Raw genomic sequence first — 17121 nt, 5'->3', positions numbered from 1 at the left:
TGGCTTGCCACTCATTTGTCACTCTCCTTTTGCTCTCGGACGCTCACATTCACAATAGACCTGATCTTGCGCCCGCCATGTGCTCCCTGAGCAGGGCTTCGGGCTGCACGCCCCTTCATGCGCAAACAAAAGCCATCGCGGTCGCGCACCTGTTCATCCCGGAGGACCTGACGACTTCCTTCGTGAGGCACGAGGACGTCGCCCCGTATGCAACGCGCTACAGCGGTTTCGGCCGCGCGGAGCGGGGTTCGTCTGCGCTGATCTTCGCAGCCGTCGCCCACTCACGTCGTGCCTGCGCCGCTGTCCGCTTGCGCGGTCATGACCCGCGCAATCCTTTTAAGTCCGGGCCGGCTTGCCGATCAGTTGCCGGTACTCATTCGCCGTTGCCGGCTTGCGGCCGAGCAGGCCGGCGATGTCCTTCGCCATCTGGAACATCTCGAGATTGCTCTGGAGGCGCTCGTCGCTGTTCGGGTACTTCCACGGCGTGTCTTCCGTGCCGACGCGGATATGCAGACCCATCATGGTGGCGAGGGTGGTCATATAGAGCGATGCGCGGCCCGCCGCGCAGACGCTGATGACCGAGGTCGGATCGATCTTGCGAATCTGGTCGACCATCAGGAACATGTGTTGCGTCATATCCTGGGCGTCGCTCACCCAGGTGCCCGACACCAGCGTGCGGCCGACGTTGAACGGCAGGCCGTAGAGGATCAGCCAGTTGTACGGCTTCTTGAGAATGCCGGTATCGATCAGCTTGCGCTTGGCAAGCTCGATTTCGCCGGAGCTGTGGACCGCCAGCTCGGGCTTGACGCCTAATTCCTCGAGCGTTGTGACTGCCGGCAACGCAAAGGCCTCCGGATGGCCCGGCGCGCACGGCGCGACTTCAGTCAGGCCTTCGCGAGCGGGACTCAGGCACATATCGAACGTCGTGCCGTTCAGCACGTTCACGTTCGTCACGAAATCGTTGCCGAAGCGGGCGCGCAGCGGCTCGATAACCTGCTTGTAGGCCTCGACGGGCAGGATGTCACGATCCATGCGGCGCCCCTGTGCGTCGGTCATGAACGAGAAGTCGATGTGCACGCCGCAAGCGCCGGCCTCGATCACGCTGGTCGCTTCATCCACGTACGCCTGGAAGGACGACGTGTCTTCAAAGCGGCCGGAGACCGCGGCGTTGATTGCGACCTTCTCCGACACGTCCCACTTGGGCTGCAACTCGGCCCCTGCAATGAACTGGTACTCCTCCAATTCGCGTTTGGCGGCTTCCCAGAGTGGCAGTTTTTCGATCATGATGATCCCTCGAAACAGGTAGTGAATTTAGGTTCGCAAATCTTCCGAACCCACGGCAATCAAATTGGAGAGGTTTTGCCGGGTCGCGCCGGAGAGGCTGTGGAGCTGGCCCCTCTCGCAATTAAATCGTTTGCAATAAGATAATTCCATCAACAATCGATTTATAAAGAATCATGCGACATAGAACGAATGAAGTCAAGGAACCCAGGGAATATCCTGATGAAGGGCGCGTGGGCGACGGTTCTGTGCCGCCTGTCGGTGACCATTTGTCGAGGCATGAACGAATGACCACGTCATCTCAACGTTGATCGACGTACCGGATCACTTTGAGGAGCCCCTCGCGACGGGGCCGTGAACTGGCAACCTGTTCGGCAGCAGGCATGCCCCAGGGGCTTCAGCCGCCCGTGAATTGACAATGAGTTCGACGATCTGCCGCTCGCAAAGCCCTTCAGTGTCGTAGGTACCCTGTCCTTGCAGATCGCAAACTCATCGGCTATCAACGCTCGAACACGGCCTTCAGCTTCTCCGGCGGGAGCGCAGATGTGAGGTCGGCATCCGGTGGTGCCGTGGGGTCGCACTTCGGGTCGAGCCCCTTCGCGCTGTCCGCATACGGGAACGGAAGGATCGAAGGGGACTCCTTGTTGACGGTTCCCTGGTAGGCAGCTACGCCCTGGCGTACCGCAAAGCGCACGTAAGTCGTCGTGCCGTCGAGTGTGTAATAGGGATACGGTTTGCCCGCCTGCTTCGCCGCGACAAAATGGCAATTCACCTGGTTGTCGCTTGCGATCGTCGCGATGGCGGGGACTGGAAGGTGCGCCTGTTCGAATGCCTTTACGGCGGCCAGCGCGGTTTCGCCACCGTCCGTCACGATGGCGTCGATCTTCGGATACTGCGCGATGAGACCGACCGTGGCCTTCTGGGCGTCGACGGGATTCCAGTTCGTCACGATGTACTGCTCATTGAGCAATTTCAGACCCGGGTATTTCTTGAGTCCGCTTCTCAGACCGTCCATGAAGTTTTTGGAGGTGGTCGCGCCGGGCGAGCCACCCATGAACACGACATTTCCGTTCTTGAGTGTGGTTCCGAGCCAGTCAGCCCACATGACACCGATCTGCTGCGTATCGCCCACCACGTTGATGACGTAGTCACGGCCAGGTGTGCCAGCGACCTGAGCCGAGTACGGGACGACCGCGACGCCCGCTTTCATGGCCGCCCGCATTGCGGGAAGCTGCACCGCACCGAAGTCTGGAAGCAGAATGAGGACGTTGATGCCCTGCGCCACCATGCTGTTGATATCGGAGTTCGCCTTCTGGGCGTCGCCGTTGGCGTTGCTGTAGATGATCCGCGTGACGTTCTTGCACCGACTCAGCTCGTCCTTGACTTCCGCGAGGCCGGTCTTGCGCCAAGTATTGCCACCGTAGCCGTCCGACACGCCGACGATCATCGGCTTCGTGCCGCACATCGGTGTGATGTCGCCTTGACGGTTCGTGATGGAATCTTCCGCCGCGTGGGCAGCGGTACAGATCAAACCCGTGGAAAGAAGCACGCCGGCGCATATTTGCGTAGTTGAGACGAGCATCTTCCCTAGCCAGTATCGAAGATCGCGCCGGTTCTTGATGCCGCGTTGATGAGCGGGCGTAGTCTCGTGCACAACGATCGGACTTTGCAGTTTTTGCACTGCAGTTTGTGATGCGCGACGCTTGAAGAACATGGTGATCCTCGCCGTGGGTGATGGATGAGTAATGAGCCGATCAGAAAAATGGAATTTTCCTGTGTCGGCATTGATACGTGATCCTAAGTTAAGCCATACGATGAACGATAGATTTATATCGAATAATGTGTTTTGGGATGAATGAAGTCAAGCACCCTGGGGAAAGTCCCTGGCAACGGAGCACGTGGACGCGACGGGTGCAGCGCATCCTCACAGGCTGAAAACGAGACCGGATAGTGATCTTCCACGATTCTTGACATGGATAATGCTTCGTAGGATCATGCGATATAGGATCACGTGAGGTAGATCTGACCGACCTCCCGGCCCGCGTGGCTGGAGCCGTGCCTGACGCTTTCGTTTCGATTGTTTCGCAACAAGGAGAAGAGGTAATGGGAAATCAAAAGCTTCGGCTGTCGATCGCCGTTGGCAACTATGACCGCATGCGGCCGCTCATCGATGGGGACATTCAGATCGACGGCGTAGATCCGGTCTTCATGCTGCAGGAGCCTGAGGAGATCTTCTTTCGCGCGTTTCGGCACGCCGACTACGACATCTGCGAGCTCTCGCTCAGTAGCTACTCGGTCAAGACGGCTGCGGGCGAGTCGTCCTATATCGCCGTGCCCGTCTTTCCGTCGCGGGCGTTCCGTCATACGTCGATCTACGTGCGAGCGGACCGGGGGATCGAGAAGCCTGAAGATCTGAAGGGAAAGCGCATTGGGGTACCCGAGTACCAGCTCACCGCCAACGTCTGGGTTCGTCTCTTTCTTGAAGAGGAGTATGGCGTCAAGGCATCGGACGTGACCTGGGTGCGCGGCGGCTATGAAGATCCGGCCAGAGTCGAAAAGATCGCGCTGAACTTGCCCGGTGACATCAGGCTGGAAGACGCCCCCGAAGGCGAAACCATCTCCGGACTTCTGGCGGCGGGGAAGATCGACGCCGTCATCGGGCCGCGTGCGCCTTCCTGCTTTGACCAGGGCCATCCGCAGGTTCGGTATCTCTTCGACGATCCGCACAAGACTGCGGCCGATTGGTATGCGCGCACAAAGTTGTTTCCGATCATGCATACGCTCGGTGTCAGAAAGACGCTCGCCGATCAGCATCCGTGGCTGCCGGGTGCACTCGTGAAGGCATTCGAGAAATCGAAGGCCCTCGCGCTCGCACGGCTCAGCGAGACCGGTGCAACCAAAGTGACCTTGCCGTTCGTCGAAGACCAGCTGCGGGCGGCGCGCAAGCTGATGGGCTTCGATTTCTGGCCATACGGCTTTGCCGAAAACGAGCGGACTATCGATCGCTTCCTTGCCCGGCATTATGCGGAGGGACTTTCCAGCCGTCGGTTACAGCCGCACGAGCTATTTCACCCTGCGAGCCTCGAAAGCTTCAAAATCTGATTCGTCTACCTGATTTCATTCGGGGCAGCGCGTTGCCAGGCGCGCTTGCCCCGGCACGTCGTTCTTGTCCCCGATCCGCACAAGGCCCGGAATCCCGTCGCGAGGCGCGCCGGCTAGCCGTCAGCGCAGCGTGCCCGCCGGCGGCGGTGCACGCGGGTCCTTGAAATGAGAGCCAGGCTCGCGACCATCGATTTCAAGCAGCGCATGAGCATGACCGAACATGCCACCGGGCAGCTCGGGTAGCGGTGTTCATCGCGTATGTCCGGTGTTTCGCGCTCATTCGAGGAACCCTCATTTCAATAGACTAGCGTGCCGAGGTTGACGCTTCCGGCACGGTCTCTTGTAGCGAGGACCTTTTCCGTTCCGTCCTTTCGCACCCGCACCTCGATACGCGAGGACGGCGCCATCAGCCCGGAGAATCGGAAGTCGCCGAAATGGTCGGTCCTTGTCGTGGATTCGCGTCCGTCGGAGGAGTCGCGCAGGACAACTTCGGCGTCCGCCAGATTGCGCAGTTGACCGCCACCCAGGTCTTCGCAGACGTTGCCCGCCACCAGATGGCTGAGCGCATCGTCCAGATGCTTGTAGAAGACGCGCGGCCTGGTGCCCAGCTCGGGGCGAATGACGGACAGATGCTCTTTCTCGACCATTTCCGCCAATTGAGCGTCGGCGACATTCACCGCACGGATCGCCTTGGTAGGGCAGGCTTGCGCGCAGCGCGGCTCTTTCCAGCCGGCGTCGAGCAGGTGAGCGTCGAAGTTCCAGTTCTGCGGCACCTGTTCCTGTTCGTTCCATTCGATCATGCCATAAGGGCATGTCCCGACCAGATCGCGCCGGCCATGCGACTTGACCGGGTCGATCACGACGACGCCGTCCGGACGCTTGTAGATCGCGCCGTCCGGTGCCGCTTTGACGCAGGGTGCGTTGTCACAGTGATTACAGGTCTTCGGGATATAGGTGACATCGACGAGCGAGCCCTCTCCGCGAACGTGACGTTCGATCCGGATTGTTTCCAGGCCTTCCGGCGGATGAGGCGCGGAATAACCCGGAAAGGCATTGCCGCTGTACTCATCCTTGGTTGCCAGGACGCAGTTTCTGCAATTGATGCAGAGTGAAACGTCAACGACCAGCGCCCAGCCGCTCACGCTGCCTTCTCGAGTTTTGAGTCCCATTTTTCCACCTCCACCCAGCAAGTATTGGGCATGATCCCGTCCGCGGTCGGACTCATTTTTCCACCTGGTGTCAGGAGATTGAGACAGCCTCCCCGATCGACCAGGCCCATCGAAGTCTCGATCAGGTCGAGCTCGGCACACGACTCGTTGCCGCGTGTCACTCCCGCCTTGACGAGCTCGGAAACGTCCACGGCACAGATGACCGACGCCTGCGAGTTATAGACCCGAACCAGATTGCCACGCTGTATGCCTCGAGCCTCCGCATCCCGCGAACTCATTCGCAGGACCCAATATCGATACCCGCCGATCTCCATCCGGTGCTCGTCGATCGTGCTGACGTGACTGTTCTTCCCGTCCGCATGCGTATGGAAGCTGTAGACAGGATGATTGGTCACGAGCTGCAGCGGAAACGGTTGCTTCGCGGTGCTGGCGCGGTTGATGTATCGATTGACGGCCGGCCTTGCGGGATCAAGCTGTTCGATGCGACGCAGGCTCGACGGCACGAACTCGAACTTGCCTGACTGCGTCGGCAGCCCGTTTCCGAAGCCGACCGAATACGTGCCAGGAAGCGGATTCGGCTCCGGCAGATCCTTCGGACGGTCTTCCGCAAACCAGCGCATGTCGACAGGCGGCTGGTCGTCGTCCTTCGGCGGCGGCACGACGTGATAGCCTTTTCGCAGGAACTTCTTCCAGGTGGTCTGCTTGGGCAAATCCGTTGAATTGAACATCCGCTCGCACCAGGCCAGTTCGGAGCAACCGCCTTCCGAGAACATCCCGCCGTATCCAAGCCTTGTCAGGATGTCCAGAAAGATCTGATAGTCCGACTTCGATTCGCCGAGGGGCTCGATGCATTTGTGCTGCATGGTCACCACACGGTGATTGAGCTGGCTCTGTGCATGCTGGATGTAGCCGCCGCAGTTGGCCCATTCGGAGATGTCATCACGTTCGAGCGCGGTGCACGCAGGCAGAATGATGTCTGCGAACTGGGCTTCGTTCTCCATCCAGATAGACTGGTTCACGATAAATTCGAGCGACGAATGACGATACGCTTCAACGAGCCTGTTCGATCCCGGCGTTGTGCCGAACGAGGACGAGCCGTAGCGGTACAGCATGTGGATGCGGGAATGGCCCGGTCTCGGATACGAGTATTCGGCAAATTGTCCCTCGATCGAGAAGCCGTCCCACGCGTAACCTTGCGAGTGTCCCTCCACGATGGCTTCGGCAAGCCGTTGCCGGGGGACGGTCTGCTTCACCGGGTTGATCGTGATGATGTGAGGCATGCGGCAGTAATTATTGGCCGCGCTCGCAGTGTTGTTCAGATCGCCCGAGATTCCGCCCTCGGCGTACCCAGGAAAGTAAAAATTGAGGTCCTGCGGCGCACCGATCTGCAAATTGCCGAAGTTGATCCCCGGTTTTCCCCACCCCTGCATCGCCATCATCATGACGACGCTTCGCGCCCATTGAGCACCCGTCTCGGTGCGGCATGCGCCACCAAAGCCTGCGCCCAGGCCGCCAGCCGCGAGATAGGTCTTCTTTGACGCCCACAACTGCGCGAGACTGCGGACATCCTTGGCGGGCACCCCGGTTTCCGCTTCTTGCCAATCCGGCGTCTTGGGTACGCCGTCCTCTTCGCCGAGAACGTAGGCACGCCATTCGTCGAAGCCAGTCGTTTTCGATGCCACGTATTCCTTATCGTAGCTGCCGCTGGTCATCCATTCATGCATGATCGCGATCGCGAGCGCCGAGTCGGTACCAGGCTTGATCGGCAGCCATTTCCCGCCCAGGAACTGAGCGGAGTGCGTCAGATAGGGATCGATATGCACGAACTCGATGCCGAGCTGCTTGGCCCACAGCCGGCGCTCGGTGCCTTCGAATCCGCCATAGACACCACTGGTCGATTCGGGATCGCTCGACCAGAACACGATTACCTCGGCATGCTGAAGGCAGTCGTCGGTCGTGCCGTAAAAGCTCGGCGTGCCCAGGCGCAGGCTGTTGCCGTAGTGATGCATGGCCCCCCAGTACCAGCCTTCCCAACTGATCGGACTCGGTTCGACGCGGGTAAAGCCGATCAGGTTACCGAAGCGCAGCATCGCGCTCAGGTAGTAGTTGATGTTCCCCCACTGGTGGTGTGCGCCCGTGACCATGGCTATGGCCCCGGGGCCGTAGTCTTTCTTCATGCGGCGGATTTCGCCAGCGACGATATCGAGCGCGTCGTCCCAACTGATGCGTTCATAGCCCGAGATCCCGCGATTCTGGGGATTGCGTTCGCCATTGGGGTCGAAGTCGACGCGCTTCATCGGATAGAGGAGGCGCTTGTCGGAGTACACGAGCGATTTGAGGGAGAGCGCGTGCGGGCTGACCGTCGCGCGCCGTGCGGGCGAAAACCGGCGACCTCTCGCCGTGATACTCCAACTCGGTCCATCTTCCTCTTCGAGATCGATGGGCGTGGTGCGGACGATCTTGTCGTCCTTGACGAAGACGAACACGGGTCCGCCATTGGTGAGTGTGACGTAACGCGTGGTCCCGTCCTTCATCAGCATGCCCTTGCGCCACGCAGCCGTCTTCATCGTGTTGACGAGCTGGCCGAACCACACGAGCTTCTGATCGCTTCCTCCCTGCGTGATCTTGAAGTTCTTGAGCGCATCGATCAGGAACGCATGATCGGTGTTCGGCGCGAGCATCTGGCGCGCTGTTGCCACATCCATGAAGACAAGCTCGGCGTCGGGTTTGGGATTCACACCCCAGCTCCCCGACACGGTGCCGTTTCGGAAATGGAGCTGCCTCGAGAGGCTGTTGTCTCTGAGCCGTAGCTGGATGACGCCACTCCCTGTGGCCAGATGCGCGCGCATGGACGGGAACTTGCGGGCCGCAATACGCAGGACGGTCGGCATGAGCCAGAGGATAAGTACGAGGATTCTTCGCTGCATGAGAATGTCACCCCTAAGCAGAACTGCGCTTTGATTAGACCCTGCGACTGCCGGTCAGGCATCGGTCGATCAGCCGGCTACCTGTGTCTCCGTGTTTGCGGAACGATCCGCGACATCGGTCCAGGCCGTTCCGCATTGCACCCTGATCAGCGAATTTTGCGGCGCGGCGGGACGCAGTGGCCGATCACGTTGTATGATCTTGCTTACAACGTATCATTTGTGTAGAAATGATTCTACAAAAAATAAACCTATATCGAATGATATTGTTTGGTATAAATAATGTCAAGTGCCCCTAGGATGGGGATGCCCTGAGTACCCGCTATTCGGCGCCCGGAAATCTCCCCCGTTCGCCCCTACATAAAGGAATGAGGAAATGCCCAAGTCGAATCCCGGTGTCGCCAAGGCAACTTCGGACCGCGAGCCGCCAGGCGAGGCAGCCGCGAAAATGTCGCCCGAACTTTTTGATGAGCGTGGCCGAACTGTGCCGTGGATGGCCAAGACGGTACGTCGGCTCTATGATGCACAGGGCCAGAAAATTCTCGATAGAGAAAACCTTGCCATTGCGTATTGGTACTACCTCCGCGTACTCGCCGAGCGCGGCGAGTTGAATCAGCTCGAATTAAGTAAGCGAGTGGGGATTGCCTCGACGACCGCAGTGCCGGCACTCGACAACCTGGAAAAGCGCGGGCTGGTACAAAGAATTCGAGATCCTAAAGATAGGAGGAAGTATTACGTCAGTCTTAAGGACGAGGGCAGGCGCCTGGTCGACGACATGTTGCCGCAGCTTGTGGAGATGTTTTCGACCTCGCTCGACGGAATTTCTCCGCGGGATATGCAGGTGTTCTGGAAGGTCGCGCACCAGATTGAGAAGAATCTGATTCGGATGTCCCAGGATGATACGACCTTAGACTGATGGCTTTGAGCGGATCATTGCGTTTGCGACGTGCGTGGTCGCTATCCAGTTGAAGAGGGAAATAGATTGAAGGGCCGCGAGGCAGCGCTTCGAGGGTAGGATTGTGGCGAAGGTGAGGTGTTCAGGCAGTGTCTGATGCCGAATAGTCTCCTTGCCGATTATGGCCCCGCAGCGTCGGCGAATCTTCGACCTCGACCGGGAAGCGGCATTCCGGCCGTTGAGCATGGCGCCGATTGTCAGGTGCGCCATCGTTCGCTTTGAGAGGCTGTGGCAGGCACCGTATCGTGGAAACGTCAGGCGCTGTCGGGCACGGATTCAGACGCGTCAGCCGGTATGGACGAACGCGTCGCAGAAGAAGTCGTCTTCGGGCAAACCGGCCTTCACGAAGGTGTCGTGCGCGGCGCTCGTCATCGACGGGTTGCCGCATGCGTACACTTCATATCCCGCGAGCGTGCCGAAGTCTTCGAGCACCGCCTCATGCACGAAGCCGCGCCGGCCCGTCCACGCCTCGTCAGCTTCGGATAGCACCGGTACGAACTTTACGCGGCCACTAGCGTGCCATTTCTGCGCGAGTGCCGCGAGATAGAGGTCATCAGCTCGGCGCGCGCCCCAGTACAGATGCAGCGGCCGTTCGAGCTTGCGCTTGAGGGCGTCTTCGACGATCGCCTTCACCGGCGCGAACCCCGTGCCTGTCGCGAGCAGCACGGCGGGCCTGTCCGACCCTTCGCGCAGCGTGAACTCTCCGAACGGCAGCTCAATGCGCAGCCTGTCGCCCTTCGCGATGCGGCCCAGCACGCCTTCGGAGAACCGGCCGCCGGGCACGTGACGCACGTGCAACTGCACGCTGTCGTTTTCGTGCGGCGCATTCGCCATTGAATAGTTGCGCCGCGTACCGTCTTCCAGCTCGATCTGCAGATACTGGCCGGCATCGAACTTCGCACGAACGCCCGCGGGCAGCCGCAACTGCAGGATGCTGACGTCGGCGGCAGGTTGAGTGATGCGGTACACGGAGGCATCGAGTGTTTTGCGCGCGACGGGGTCGCGCTTCTCGATGCGACGCGGCGCGATCGTCAGGTCCGTGTCGGGGCGCAGGCAGCACAGCAGCGCGCTCGGCCGGCCCCACCACTGTGCCCTGCACCTGCGAACGCCCTCCGCCTGCCACGAGGCCTCCTTCGCAGGATGCGCAGACGCCCTTGCGGCACGAGTACGGCACCGCATAGCCGGCGCGTTCGGCGGCGTCGAGCACGGTTTCGCCGGCCGCGCACGGGAACGTGATGTCGCTGTCAGCGACGGAAATACGAAAATCCATGATATGACCTCGATGCATTGTCAGCCGGTGTTGGGCGAAGTTCGGGGCGGATCAGCCGGCAGGCGCGAGCAACGTGCCCGTCGTGACGAGGCCGCGCATGCCGGGCAGCGGCGCCGGGTCCGAGCGCGATTCGCCCGTGGCGCCGAAACCGCAGCCGTGACCGGCCCTCGAAAAGATCACGCCCACCGCCATCGCGCGCGCCCGTCCGGGCAGGTTCACGGGCGTCATAACGGCAACGCGAGCAGCGTGTCGATACGGGAGCTGTCGCACACGACGACGCGCTCGCGCAACCGCACGCCCGCCTCGTCGCGCACGTACACGTCGCAATAGCGGCCCGTCGCGAACAGGTCGGTGGTCCCGTCGCGCATGATGCGCGCGACCATGAACGAGGTTTCGCTGCGCGTCTCGGCGCCGTCGTCGTTGATCACGTACGGCTGACCGAGCAAATGGCGGTAGACGTGCCGTTCATAGATATTGGCGTCGCGCAGCGACGCGACCCGGTCGACCAGCATCCCGTGCGAGGCTGCGTAGATCATGCTGCCCACGAGGCCGCGGCGATGGTTGTCGGCGGTCGTGACCCTGTACACGCACGACGTGGTGAAGAACCCGGGCCACTGCCCGAGATCGCCGTCGTCGATGCAGCGCACGTATTCGGCCTGCGCGCGGGCGATCAGTTGATGGATGTCCTGCGTCATCGTCAATATCCCATTGCGTTACGGTAGGCCTTCCAGAAGCCGCGAATCGAGGCTTCCGTCACCCGGCTCGCGCTGCTGGTCGTGCCGTCGCCGCCCATCTCGATCACCGAGCGTGCGTCGCTCGCCCCGTCGATGCCGCGCTGCACGAATCCGCCCACGCAGCCGTCTTCCATCGAGACATAGCCGGCCGGCCCCACGAGATTCGACTGGCGTAGACGCATTTCCCGCAACCCGGGCGTATCGTCCTCGAAGCCGAGATAGATCCAGTTCAGTTCGGTCTGGCGCGCGCCGCGGGGCAGGATCTGGCGCACCGCGATGGCGTTCTGGATCTGCTGCAGCACGAAGCCCGGAAACACTGAAAGAATCTGCAGCGTGATGCCGTCGCCGAACTCGTCGGTGCCCGCGAGCACCGACGTGTCTTCGAGTTGGTGTCCGCTCTCGGAGCGGATCTTCTGGCCCGCGTAGTCGTTCGTGGCCGCCTGCGTCGCCGCTTCGGCCGCGTGATCGACTGCTGAATAGCTGACGTGATGTCCGCCGCTGGGGTCGACGATGATGCCGCCGCGCTGCGACAGCTTGTTCAACTGGAAGGTCGTGAAGAACAGATGCAGGATGCTTGCATGATAGGAATCCTTGACGTTCTCGAAATAAAGTTTCCAGTTGTTCGGCAGCATCTGCGTGAAGCGGCCGAGCACGACGGGCGTGCGGTTTTCAAGCACGCGCGCGACGCGTTCGACGATCTCCTCGCCGAGGTATTCGTCGAGCGGCGGCACGTCGTCGGAGAAGCTGCCGAATACGAGACCGTGCAGCGTCGCCACGCGCAGCTTGCGCAGGCCGTGATCGTCAAGGCAGAAGTCTTCTTTCATGCCGCCCTGGCCGTTGATGCCATCCCGGAACGCGACGCCGAGAAGATCGCCCTGCAGGTTGTAGGTCCAGGCGTGGTAGACGCAGCTGAAGTCCTTCGCGTTTCCCTCGTCTTCCAGGCAAACCATCGCACCACGATGCGCGCAGCGGTTTTCGAATGCATAGAGTTCGCCGTCCGCGTCACGCGTGACCACCACGGGAGCATCGCCGACGAACGTGCTGCGGAAGTCGCCCGGATTCGGCACCTCGGCTTCGAGGCACAGATAACTCCAGTTCGGACCACGAAAGATCGCTTCCTGCTCGTCCGCATAGACTTCGTCGCTCTGGAACAGCGCGTAGGGCACGCGCGTAACGCCCTCGGCGGGCCACTCGATGCTGGCGCGGCGCGCCGGCTGGATGGGGATGATGTTCAAGGTGCTGACTCCGTTGCAGGCATTTGCCAGATGCCGATTGCCGGGGAACGAGGCGGGACTGTCGTTGACAACCCCGCCCGGGTGTGTTCGAATATCGTACATTGTTCGATATTAGAACCAATATGACACCCATCAAAAGTCCTGTCAATACAGAGGACGGCGCCTTGTCGTCCGTCGAGGGCGGCGCCGGGACAATCCAGGCCCGCGCAAAAGAAGGCATGGGAGGGCTCGCCAAGGGGCTGGCGATCATCGAGGCGTTCGGCGCGAACACCACGCGCATGACCGTTTCGGATGCGGCGCATCTGGCTGACCTGAGCCGCCCCGCGGCGCGGCGCTGCCTGCTGACGCTCGTGGAGCTCGGCTATCTCGCGCACGACGGTAAGTTCTTCACGCCGCTGCCGCGCATGCTACGGCTGGGTGGTGCCTACCTCAGCACGTCGTCGCTACCGCAGATTGCGCAGCCGCTGCTGGCAAGTGCGCGTGACACGCTACAGGAGTCCATCTCGCTGGCCGTTCTGGACGAGGGTTATGCGGTGTTCATCGCCCGCGCCGAGGCGGTCCGTATCGTGTCGACGGGCGTGAAGCTCGGTGGCCGGCTGCCCGCGTATTGCTCAGCCACAGGACGCGTACTGCTAGGCGGCCTGCCCGAACAGCAGGTGCGCGCGCACCTCGAGAGCGTCCCCATGAAGCGGCTCACCAATCGCACAGTGGCAAATCTCGATGGCGTGCTGATGGCGATCCGGCGTGCGGCAGAGGAGGGCTACGCGATCAGCGACGAGGAGCTGGAAATCGGCATGTCGGCGATGGCGGTACCGGTGAAAAACAGCGCCGGGGAGATCGTGGCGGCGCTGAGCGTGAGCGTATTTTCAGGGCGCGTGAGCGTCGAAACGTTGCGAGAAGACTTCTTGCCAACGCTACGTGAAACGGCCGGGCGCGTGCAACGCTCGCTATAGGCCAACTGGCGATCCGCGCATCCGGCCGCGAGGCGTACTCCCGACCGCCGACGTCTCCTGATGTATGGTGGACGCCACTCAGGCGCGCTGGTGCCGATCGGAACCAGCGCGGTAGCCAACAGGCCAGTCAGTTAGCCTGAGCGGGTAGGACCGCGGCGCAACGGTGGCAGGTGACCTGTGGTCCAGACGCGCCTGTCCGCGCCGCCGGTTAGTTAAAACTTCGGCCTGGCAGGAGAGGCGGAGCGCTACAACAGGGCGGCAAAGTGGCGGCGTGCGAATTCAAGTTCTGGCAGCAGGTGTTCCACTACGCCTTCGCGCGTCATGCGGCTTGTCGACACAGAAAGGCTCATGGCTGCAACCATTTCGCCAGCTGCGTTGCAGATCGGAACGGCGATTGACCGAATACCGATCTCCAGTTCTTCATCAATGATGGCGTACCCGTGTTTGCCTACGAATTCGATCTCTTTCATGATGCTGCTGGTCGTAGTACGGGTGTGAGGCGTGAGAGCAGGACGTGCCATTCTGTTCAGCATGAATCTCACCTCGGCCGGTGGTCGGCTCGACAGCAGAACGCGCCCTGTGGCACTGCAGTAGGCAGGCAAGCGCGAGCCAACACCCAAACCGCTGGACAGGCTGCGCCGATGCGTTGAGCGCGCGACGAAGACTGCGTCCTGCGAATCCAGCACGGCGATAGAGGCAGCCTCTTGCGTGCGTTCGCTGGTGATCTCCAGGATAGGTTGTGCGACCTTGGCCAGCGGATCTGAGACGACATACGCGTAGCCCAGCCTCAACGCGCGCGGTGCCAGGACAAAACTGTGACCATCCTGCGCGGCATAGCCCAGCCTGCATAGCGTCAGTAAGCTGCGTCGTACCGAGCCCTTTGTATGGCCGGTTATCTCCGCCGCCTGTGTCACTGTCAACGGCCCCTTGTTCATACCGAATGCTTCGATGATGGACAACCCTTTTTCGAGCCCCATCACGTATTCCGGTTCGCTTTCCCGTGATTCTTTCCCGCCCGCGTGAGACGTCATAAACCCTCGCGAAATTCGGATTCCGTACAAACGTCCGGTATGCGGAAATTGTAGCCGGGATCTTTGACATCTGATTGGGTATGTAGCGAAATACCTGCAAACGGGGCCGCGATTCCTGGGTGAAACCTGGCTCATTCATTGTTATCAGAAGTCTACTGATTTGCGAAGGAAACCATGAAACCTGAATTACCCAAGTGCCTTATTGTCACTGGCGGTGCTAGCGGCATTGGCTATGCGTTCAGCGAACACCTTGCACAGTTGGGGCACCGTGTCGTCATCGCCGACCTGCGTGGCGCCGAAGAGGCCGCGGCACGGCTTCGTGAGTCCGGACATCAAGCGATCGGAGTGCGCACGGACGTCGTCAGCGAGGCGGATGTCGCTGCTATGGCGGCCGCAGCAGTTTCGGAGTTCGGCGGAATCGATGGCCTCATCAATAACGCCGCGCTATTTACCACCCTGACGCTCAAACCGTTTGAGCAGATCACCAATCAGGAATGGATGCGGGTGATGGAAGTCAACACGCTGGGCCCATTTAACTGTGCCAAAGCGGTGTTGCCGCAACTGCGCCAAAGCGGCCGGGGGCGCGTGGTAAACATCGCTTCCACCGTGCCAATCAAGGCGCCGCCGAATATGGCGCACTATGTGGCCAGCAAGGGGGCCGTGATTGCCTTCACGCGCTCACTTGCGCGAGAACTGGCGAAGGACAGCATTACGGTCAATGCGATTGCCCCGGGCTTCACGCTAAGCGACGGCGTGCTGCAGACCGATCTGCAAGACCGCATTGGTGAAAACGCCCGTACTACTGGCCGCTGTATCCAGCGCGATCAGGTGCCGGCCGACCTCGTGGCGGCGCTGGCGTACCTGGTCAGTGATGGCTCGGACTTTGTCACCGGGCAGACCCTCGCCGTCGACGGCGGTAGTGTATTCCTCTGAGCCAGGCAGCCATGGACACCTCGACCGCACATTACGAAGTACTCGCCCTCTACATCGGTGGCCGTTTTCTGAGCGCCGATGGGCGGCCCGAACAGGACGTGATCAACCCCGCGACCGGCAACGCGTTCGCCCGCTTGCCGCACGCTACGCGCGAGGATCTGGATGACGCCGTGAGCGCGGCGGCCAATGCATTCCAGGTCTGGCGGCACACGCCGGCAATCGAACGCTCAGCGTTGCTGCGCCGTGTGGCCTCGTTGATCCGGGAGCGAGCTCCGCAGATCGCCCGTAACATCACGCTCGATCAGGGCAAGCCTTTGGCCGAAGCCATTCAGGAAGTACAAAGCTGTGCTGAGCACGCTGAATGGCATGCGGAGGAGTGCCGGCGTATTTATGGACGCGTGATCCCGGCGCGCACGCCGGGTGTGCAGCAGACGGTCTCCCGTGAGCCCATAGGTGTTTGCGCTGCGTTCACACCCTGGAACTTTCCGTTCAACCTGGCGCTGCGCAAGGTGGTCGCTGCCTTGGGCGCGGGCTGCACGGTAGTACTCAAGGGTCCGGAGGAGTCACCAAGCGCAGTGGTGGCGTTGGCGCGCATATTCCACGATGCGGGTTTGCCGGCGGGATGCCTCAACGTGGTCTGGGGCGTGCCGTCCGAGGTTTCCAGGCATCTCATCAACGCGCCGGCGGTGCGAAAGATTTCCTTCACTGGCTCGATCTCTGTCGGCAAACAGCTGGCGTCGCTGGCCAGCGGGCAGATGAAGCGCATGACGATGGAACTTGGCGGCCACTCGCCGGTGCTGGTGTTCGATGATTCCGACGTAGAACAGACAGCGCGTTTTCTGGCCCGTACCAAGACACGCAATGCCGGTCAGGTCTGCATGGCACCGAGCCGTTTCTTCGTGCACGAAAAAGCCTATGAACGGTTCGTGGATGCCTTCGCTGCCGAATACGCGCCGCTACGGGTCGGAGACGGGCTGGATCCCCAGACCCAGATGGGACCGCTGGCCCACGAACGCCGCGTGGAAGCAATGCAGGCCCTGGTGACGGACGCGCAGGAGCGCGGCGCATCGCTGGTTTGTGGTGGTAGCCGTCTGCCTGAAACAGGCTACTTCTTCCCCCCGACCATCCTCGCCGGCGTGCCCGATGACGCACGCCTGATGGTCGAGGAACCGTTCGGACCCGTTGTGCCGGTAACGAAATTCAGTAGCACTGAGGAGGTTTTGTCACGTGCCAACGCGCTGCCATACGGCCTGGCCTCGTACGTGTTCACCAGTTCGATCGCGACCGCCGAATACGTTGCTGGCCGTATCGAGGCTGGAATGGTCGGCATCAACCATTTCGGCCTGGCACTGCCAGAGACGCCGCTGGGTGGCGTGAAGGATAGCGGTATGGGCAGCGAAGGAGGCAGTGAGACGTTCGATGCCTACCTCGTCACCAAGTTTGTGTCGCAGGCCAGTCGGGTGCCCTGACAAAAAGGCGGGGCGACGGAGGCTGTGTTGAGAGCGAAAGAGGTGGACAAATGAGTGGCAACCCG

Annotated in this window: 14 protein-coding genes and 1 pseudogene; 5 read left to right on the top strand and 10 right to left on the bottom strand. The window is 61.0% G+C overall.

Going from position 1 to position 17121, the window contains the following annotated elements:
* Positions 1-336: 336 nt before the first annotated feature.
* Together P0D89_RS45010 and P0D89_RS45005 are read right to left on the bottom strand one after the other, a co-directional pair.
* On the bottom strand, positions 337-1284 hold the full coding sequence (locus tag P0D89_RS45010) for a 3-keto-5-aminohexanoate cleavage protein (RefSeq protein WP_408368432.1): 948 nt from the start codon (positions 1282-1284) through the stop codon (positions 337-339).
* Positions 1285-1780: 496 nt separating this feature from the next.
* Positions 1781-2962, bottom strand: a complete 1182-nt coding sequence (locus tag P0D89_RS45005) for a substrate-binding domain-containing protein (protein WP_408368434.1) — start codon at positions 2960-2962, stop codon at positions 1781-1783.
* A 422-nt stretch (positions 2963-3384) separates the two neighbouring features.
* On the opposite strand from P0D89_RS45005, the gene P0D89_RS45000 reads away from it, so the two are divergent.
* Positions 3385-4383, top strand: coding sequence for an ABC transporter substrate-binding protein (locus P0D89_RS45000; RefSeq protein ID WP_408368436.1), 999 nt, complete (start codon positions 3385-3387; stop codon positions 4381-4383).
* 296 nt (positions 4384-4679) lie between these two features.
* Here P0D89_RS45000 and P0D89_RS44995 read toward each other — a convergent pair whose 3' ends face one another.
* Both P0D89_RS44995 and P0D89_RS44990 read right to left on the bottom strand, forming a co-directional pair.
* Positions 4680-5525 carry a 4Fe-4S dicluster domain-containing protein gene (locus P0D89_RS44995; RefSeq protein ID WP_408368438.1) on the bottom strand — a complete coding sequence of 282 codons (846 nt, stop codon included), beginning with the start codon at positions 5523-5525 and terminating at the stop codon, positions 4680-4682.
* The gene (locus tag P0D89_RS44990) at positions 5522-8479 is read right to left on the bottom strand and encodes a molybdopterin-dependent oxidoreductase (RefSeq protein ID WP_408368440.1); all 2958 of its coding nucleotides are present in this window, start codon (positions 8477-8479) and stop codon (positions 5522-5524) included. The genes P0D89_RS44995 and P0D89_RS44990 overlap by 4 nt, the downstream gene beginning before the upstream one ends.
* 373 nt (positions 8480-8852) lie before the next feature.
* Between P0D89_RS44990 and P0D89_RS44985 the strand changes: the two genes are divergently transcribed.
* A complete protein-coding gene (locus P0D89_RS44985) occupies positions 8853-9392 on the top strand; it encodes a MarR family winged helix-turn-helix transcriptional regulator (RefSeq protein ID WP_408368442.1) in 540 nt (179 codons plus the stop codon).
* 324 nt (positions 9393-9716) lie between these two features.
* Here the strand turns inward: P0D89_RS44985 and P0D89_RS44980 are convergent, their stop codons facing one another.
* The 5 genes and pseudogenes from P0D89_RS44980 to P0D89_RS44960 all read right to left on the bottom strand — a co-directional run bounded on the left by P0D89_RS44980 (position 9717) and on the right by P0D89_RS44960 (position 12670).
* A complete protein-coding gene (locus tag P0D89_RS44980; RefSeq protein ID WP_408378661.1) occupies positions 9717-10610 on the bottom strand; it encodes an FAD-binding oxidoreductase in 894 nt (297 codons plus the stop codon).
* Positions 10600-10701: pseudogene (locus P0D89_RS44975) on the bottom strand (2Fe-2S iron-sulfur cluster-binding protein); the annotation flags it as partial. The pseudogene P0D89_RS44975 and the gene P0D89_RS44980, both read right to left, overlap by 11 nt.
* Before the next feature lie 51 nt (positions 10702-10752).
* On the bottom strand, positions 10753-10929 hold the full coding sequence (locus P0D89_RS44970) for a terephthalate dihydrodiol dehydrogenase (RefSeq protein ID WP_408368446.1): 177 nt from the start codon (positions 10927-10929) through the stop codon (positions 10753-10755).
* Complete coding sequence (locus P0D89_RS44965; RefSeq protein WP_408368448.1) at positions 10926-11396, bottom strand: aromatic-ring-hydroxylating dioxygenase subunit beta; 471 nt, start codon at positions 11394-11396, stop codon at positions 10926-10928. Before P0D89_RS44965 ends, P0D89_RS44970 begins: the two co-directional genes overlap by 4 nt.
* Before the next feature lie 2 nt (positions 11397-11398).
* Positions 11399-12670, bottom strand: coding sequence for an aromatic ring-hydroxylating dioxygenase subunit alpha (locus P0D89_RS44960; protein ID WP_408368450.1), 1272 nt, complete (start codon positions 12668-12670; stop codon positions 11399-11401).
* A gap of 122 nt (positions 12671-12792) precedes the next feature.
* On the opposite strand from P0D89_RS44960, the gene P0D89_RS44955 reads away from it, so the two are divergent.
* Positions 12793-13623: an IclR family transcriptional regulator domain-containing protein gene (locus P0D89_RS44955; protein WP_408368452.1), complete on the top strand. Its 831-nt coding sequence runs from the start codon at positions 12793-12795 to the stop codon at positions 13621-13623.
* Positions 13624-13868: 245 nt separating this feature from the next.
* Here P0D89_RS44955 and P0D89_RS44950 read toward each other — a convergent pair whose 3' ends face one another.
* On the bottom strand, positions 13869-14600 hold the full coding sequence (locus P0D89_RS44950) for an IclR family transcriptional regulator domain-containing protein (protein ID WP_408368454.1): 732 nt from the start codon (positions 14598-14600) through the stop codon (positions 13869-13871).
* A 228-nt stretch (positions 14601-14828) separates the two neighbouring features.
* Here P0D89_RS44950 and P0D89_RS44945 point away from each other — a divergent pair, with 228 nt between their 5' ends.
* Together P0D89_RS44945 and P0D89_RS44940 are read left to right on the top strand one after the other, a co-directional pair.
* Entirely contained in the window at positions 14829-15587 is a 759-nt protein-coding gene (locus tag P0D89_RS44945) for an SDR family NAD(P)-dependent oxidoreductase (protein WP_408368456.1), read from the top strand.
* Positions 15588-15598: 11 nt separating this feature from the next.
* Positions 15599-17056, top strand: a complete 1458-nt coding sequence (locus P0D89_RS44940; protein WP_408368458.1) for an NAD-dependent succinate-semialdehyde dehydrogenase — start codon at positions 15599-15601, stop codon at positions 17054-17056.
* Positions 17057-17121 lie beyond the last annotated feature (65 nt).

It is taken from the genome of Paraburkholderia sp. RL18-085-BIA-A, from assembly GCF_046027075.1.
GTDB lineage: Bacteria > Pseudomonadota > Gammaproteobacteria > Burkholderiales > Burkholderiaceae > Paraburkholderia.
Note: the sequence above shows the minus strand (reverse complement) of the source record. Positions and strands in the feature narration are given on the sequence as shown.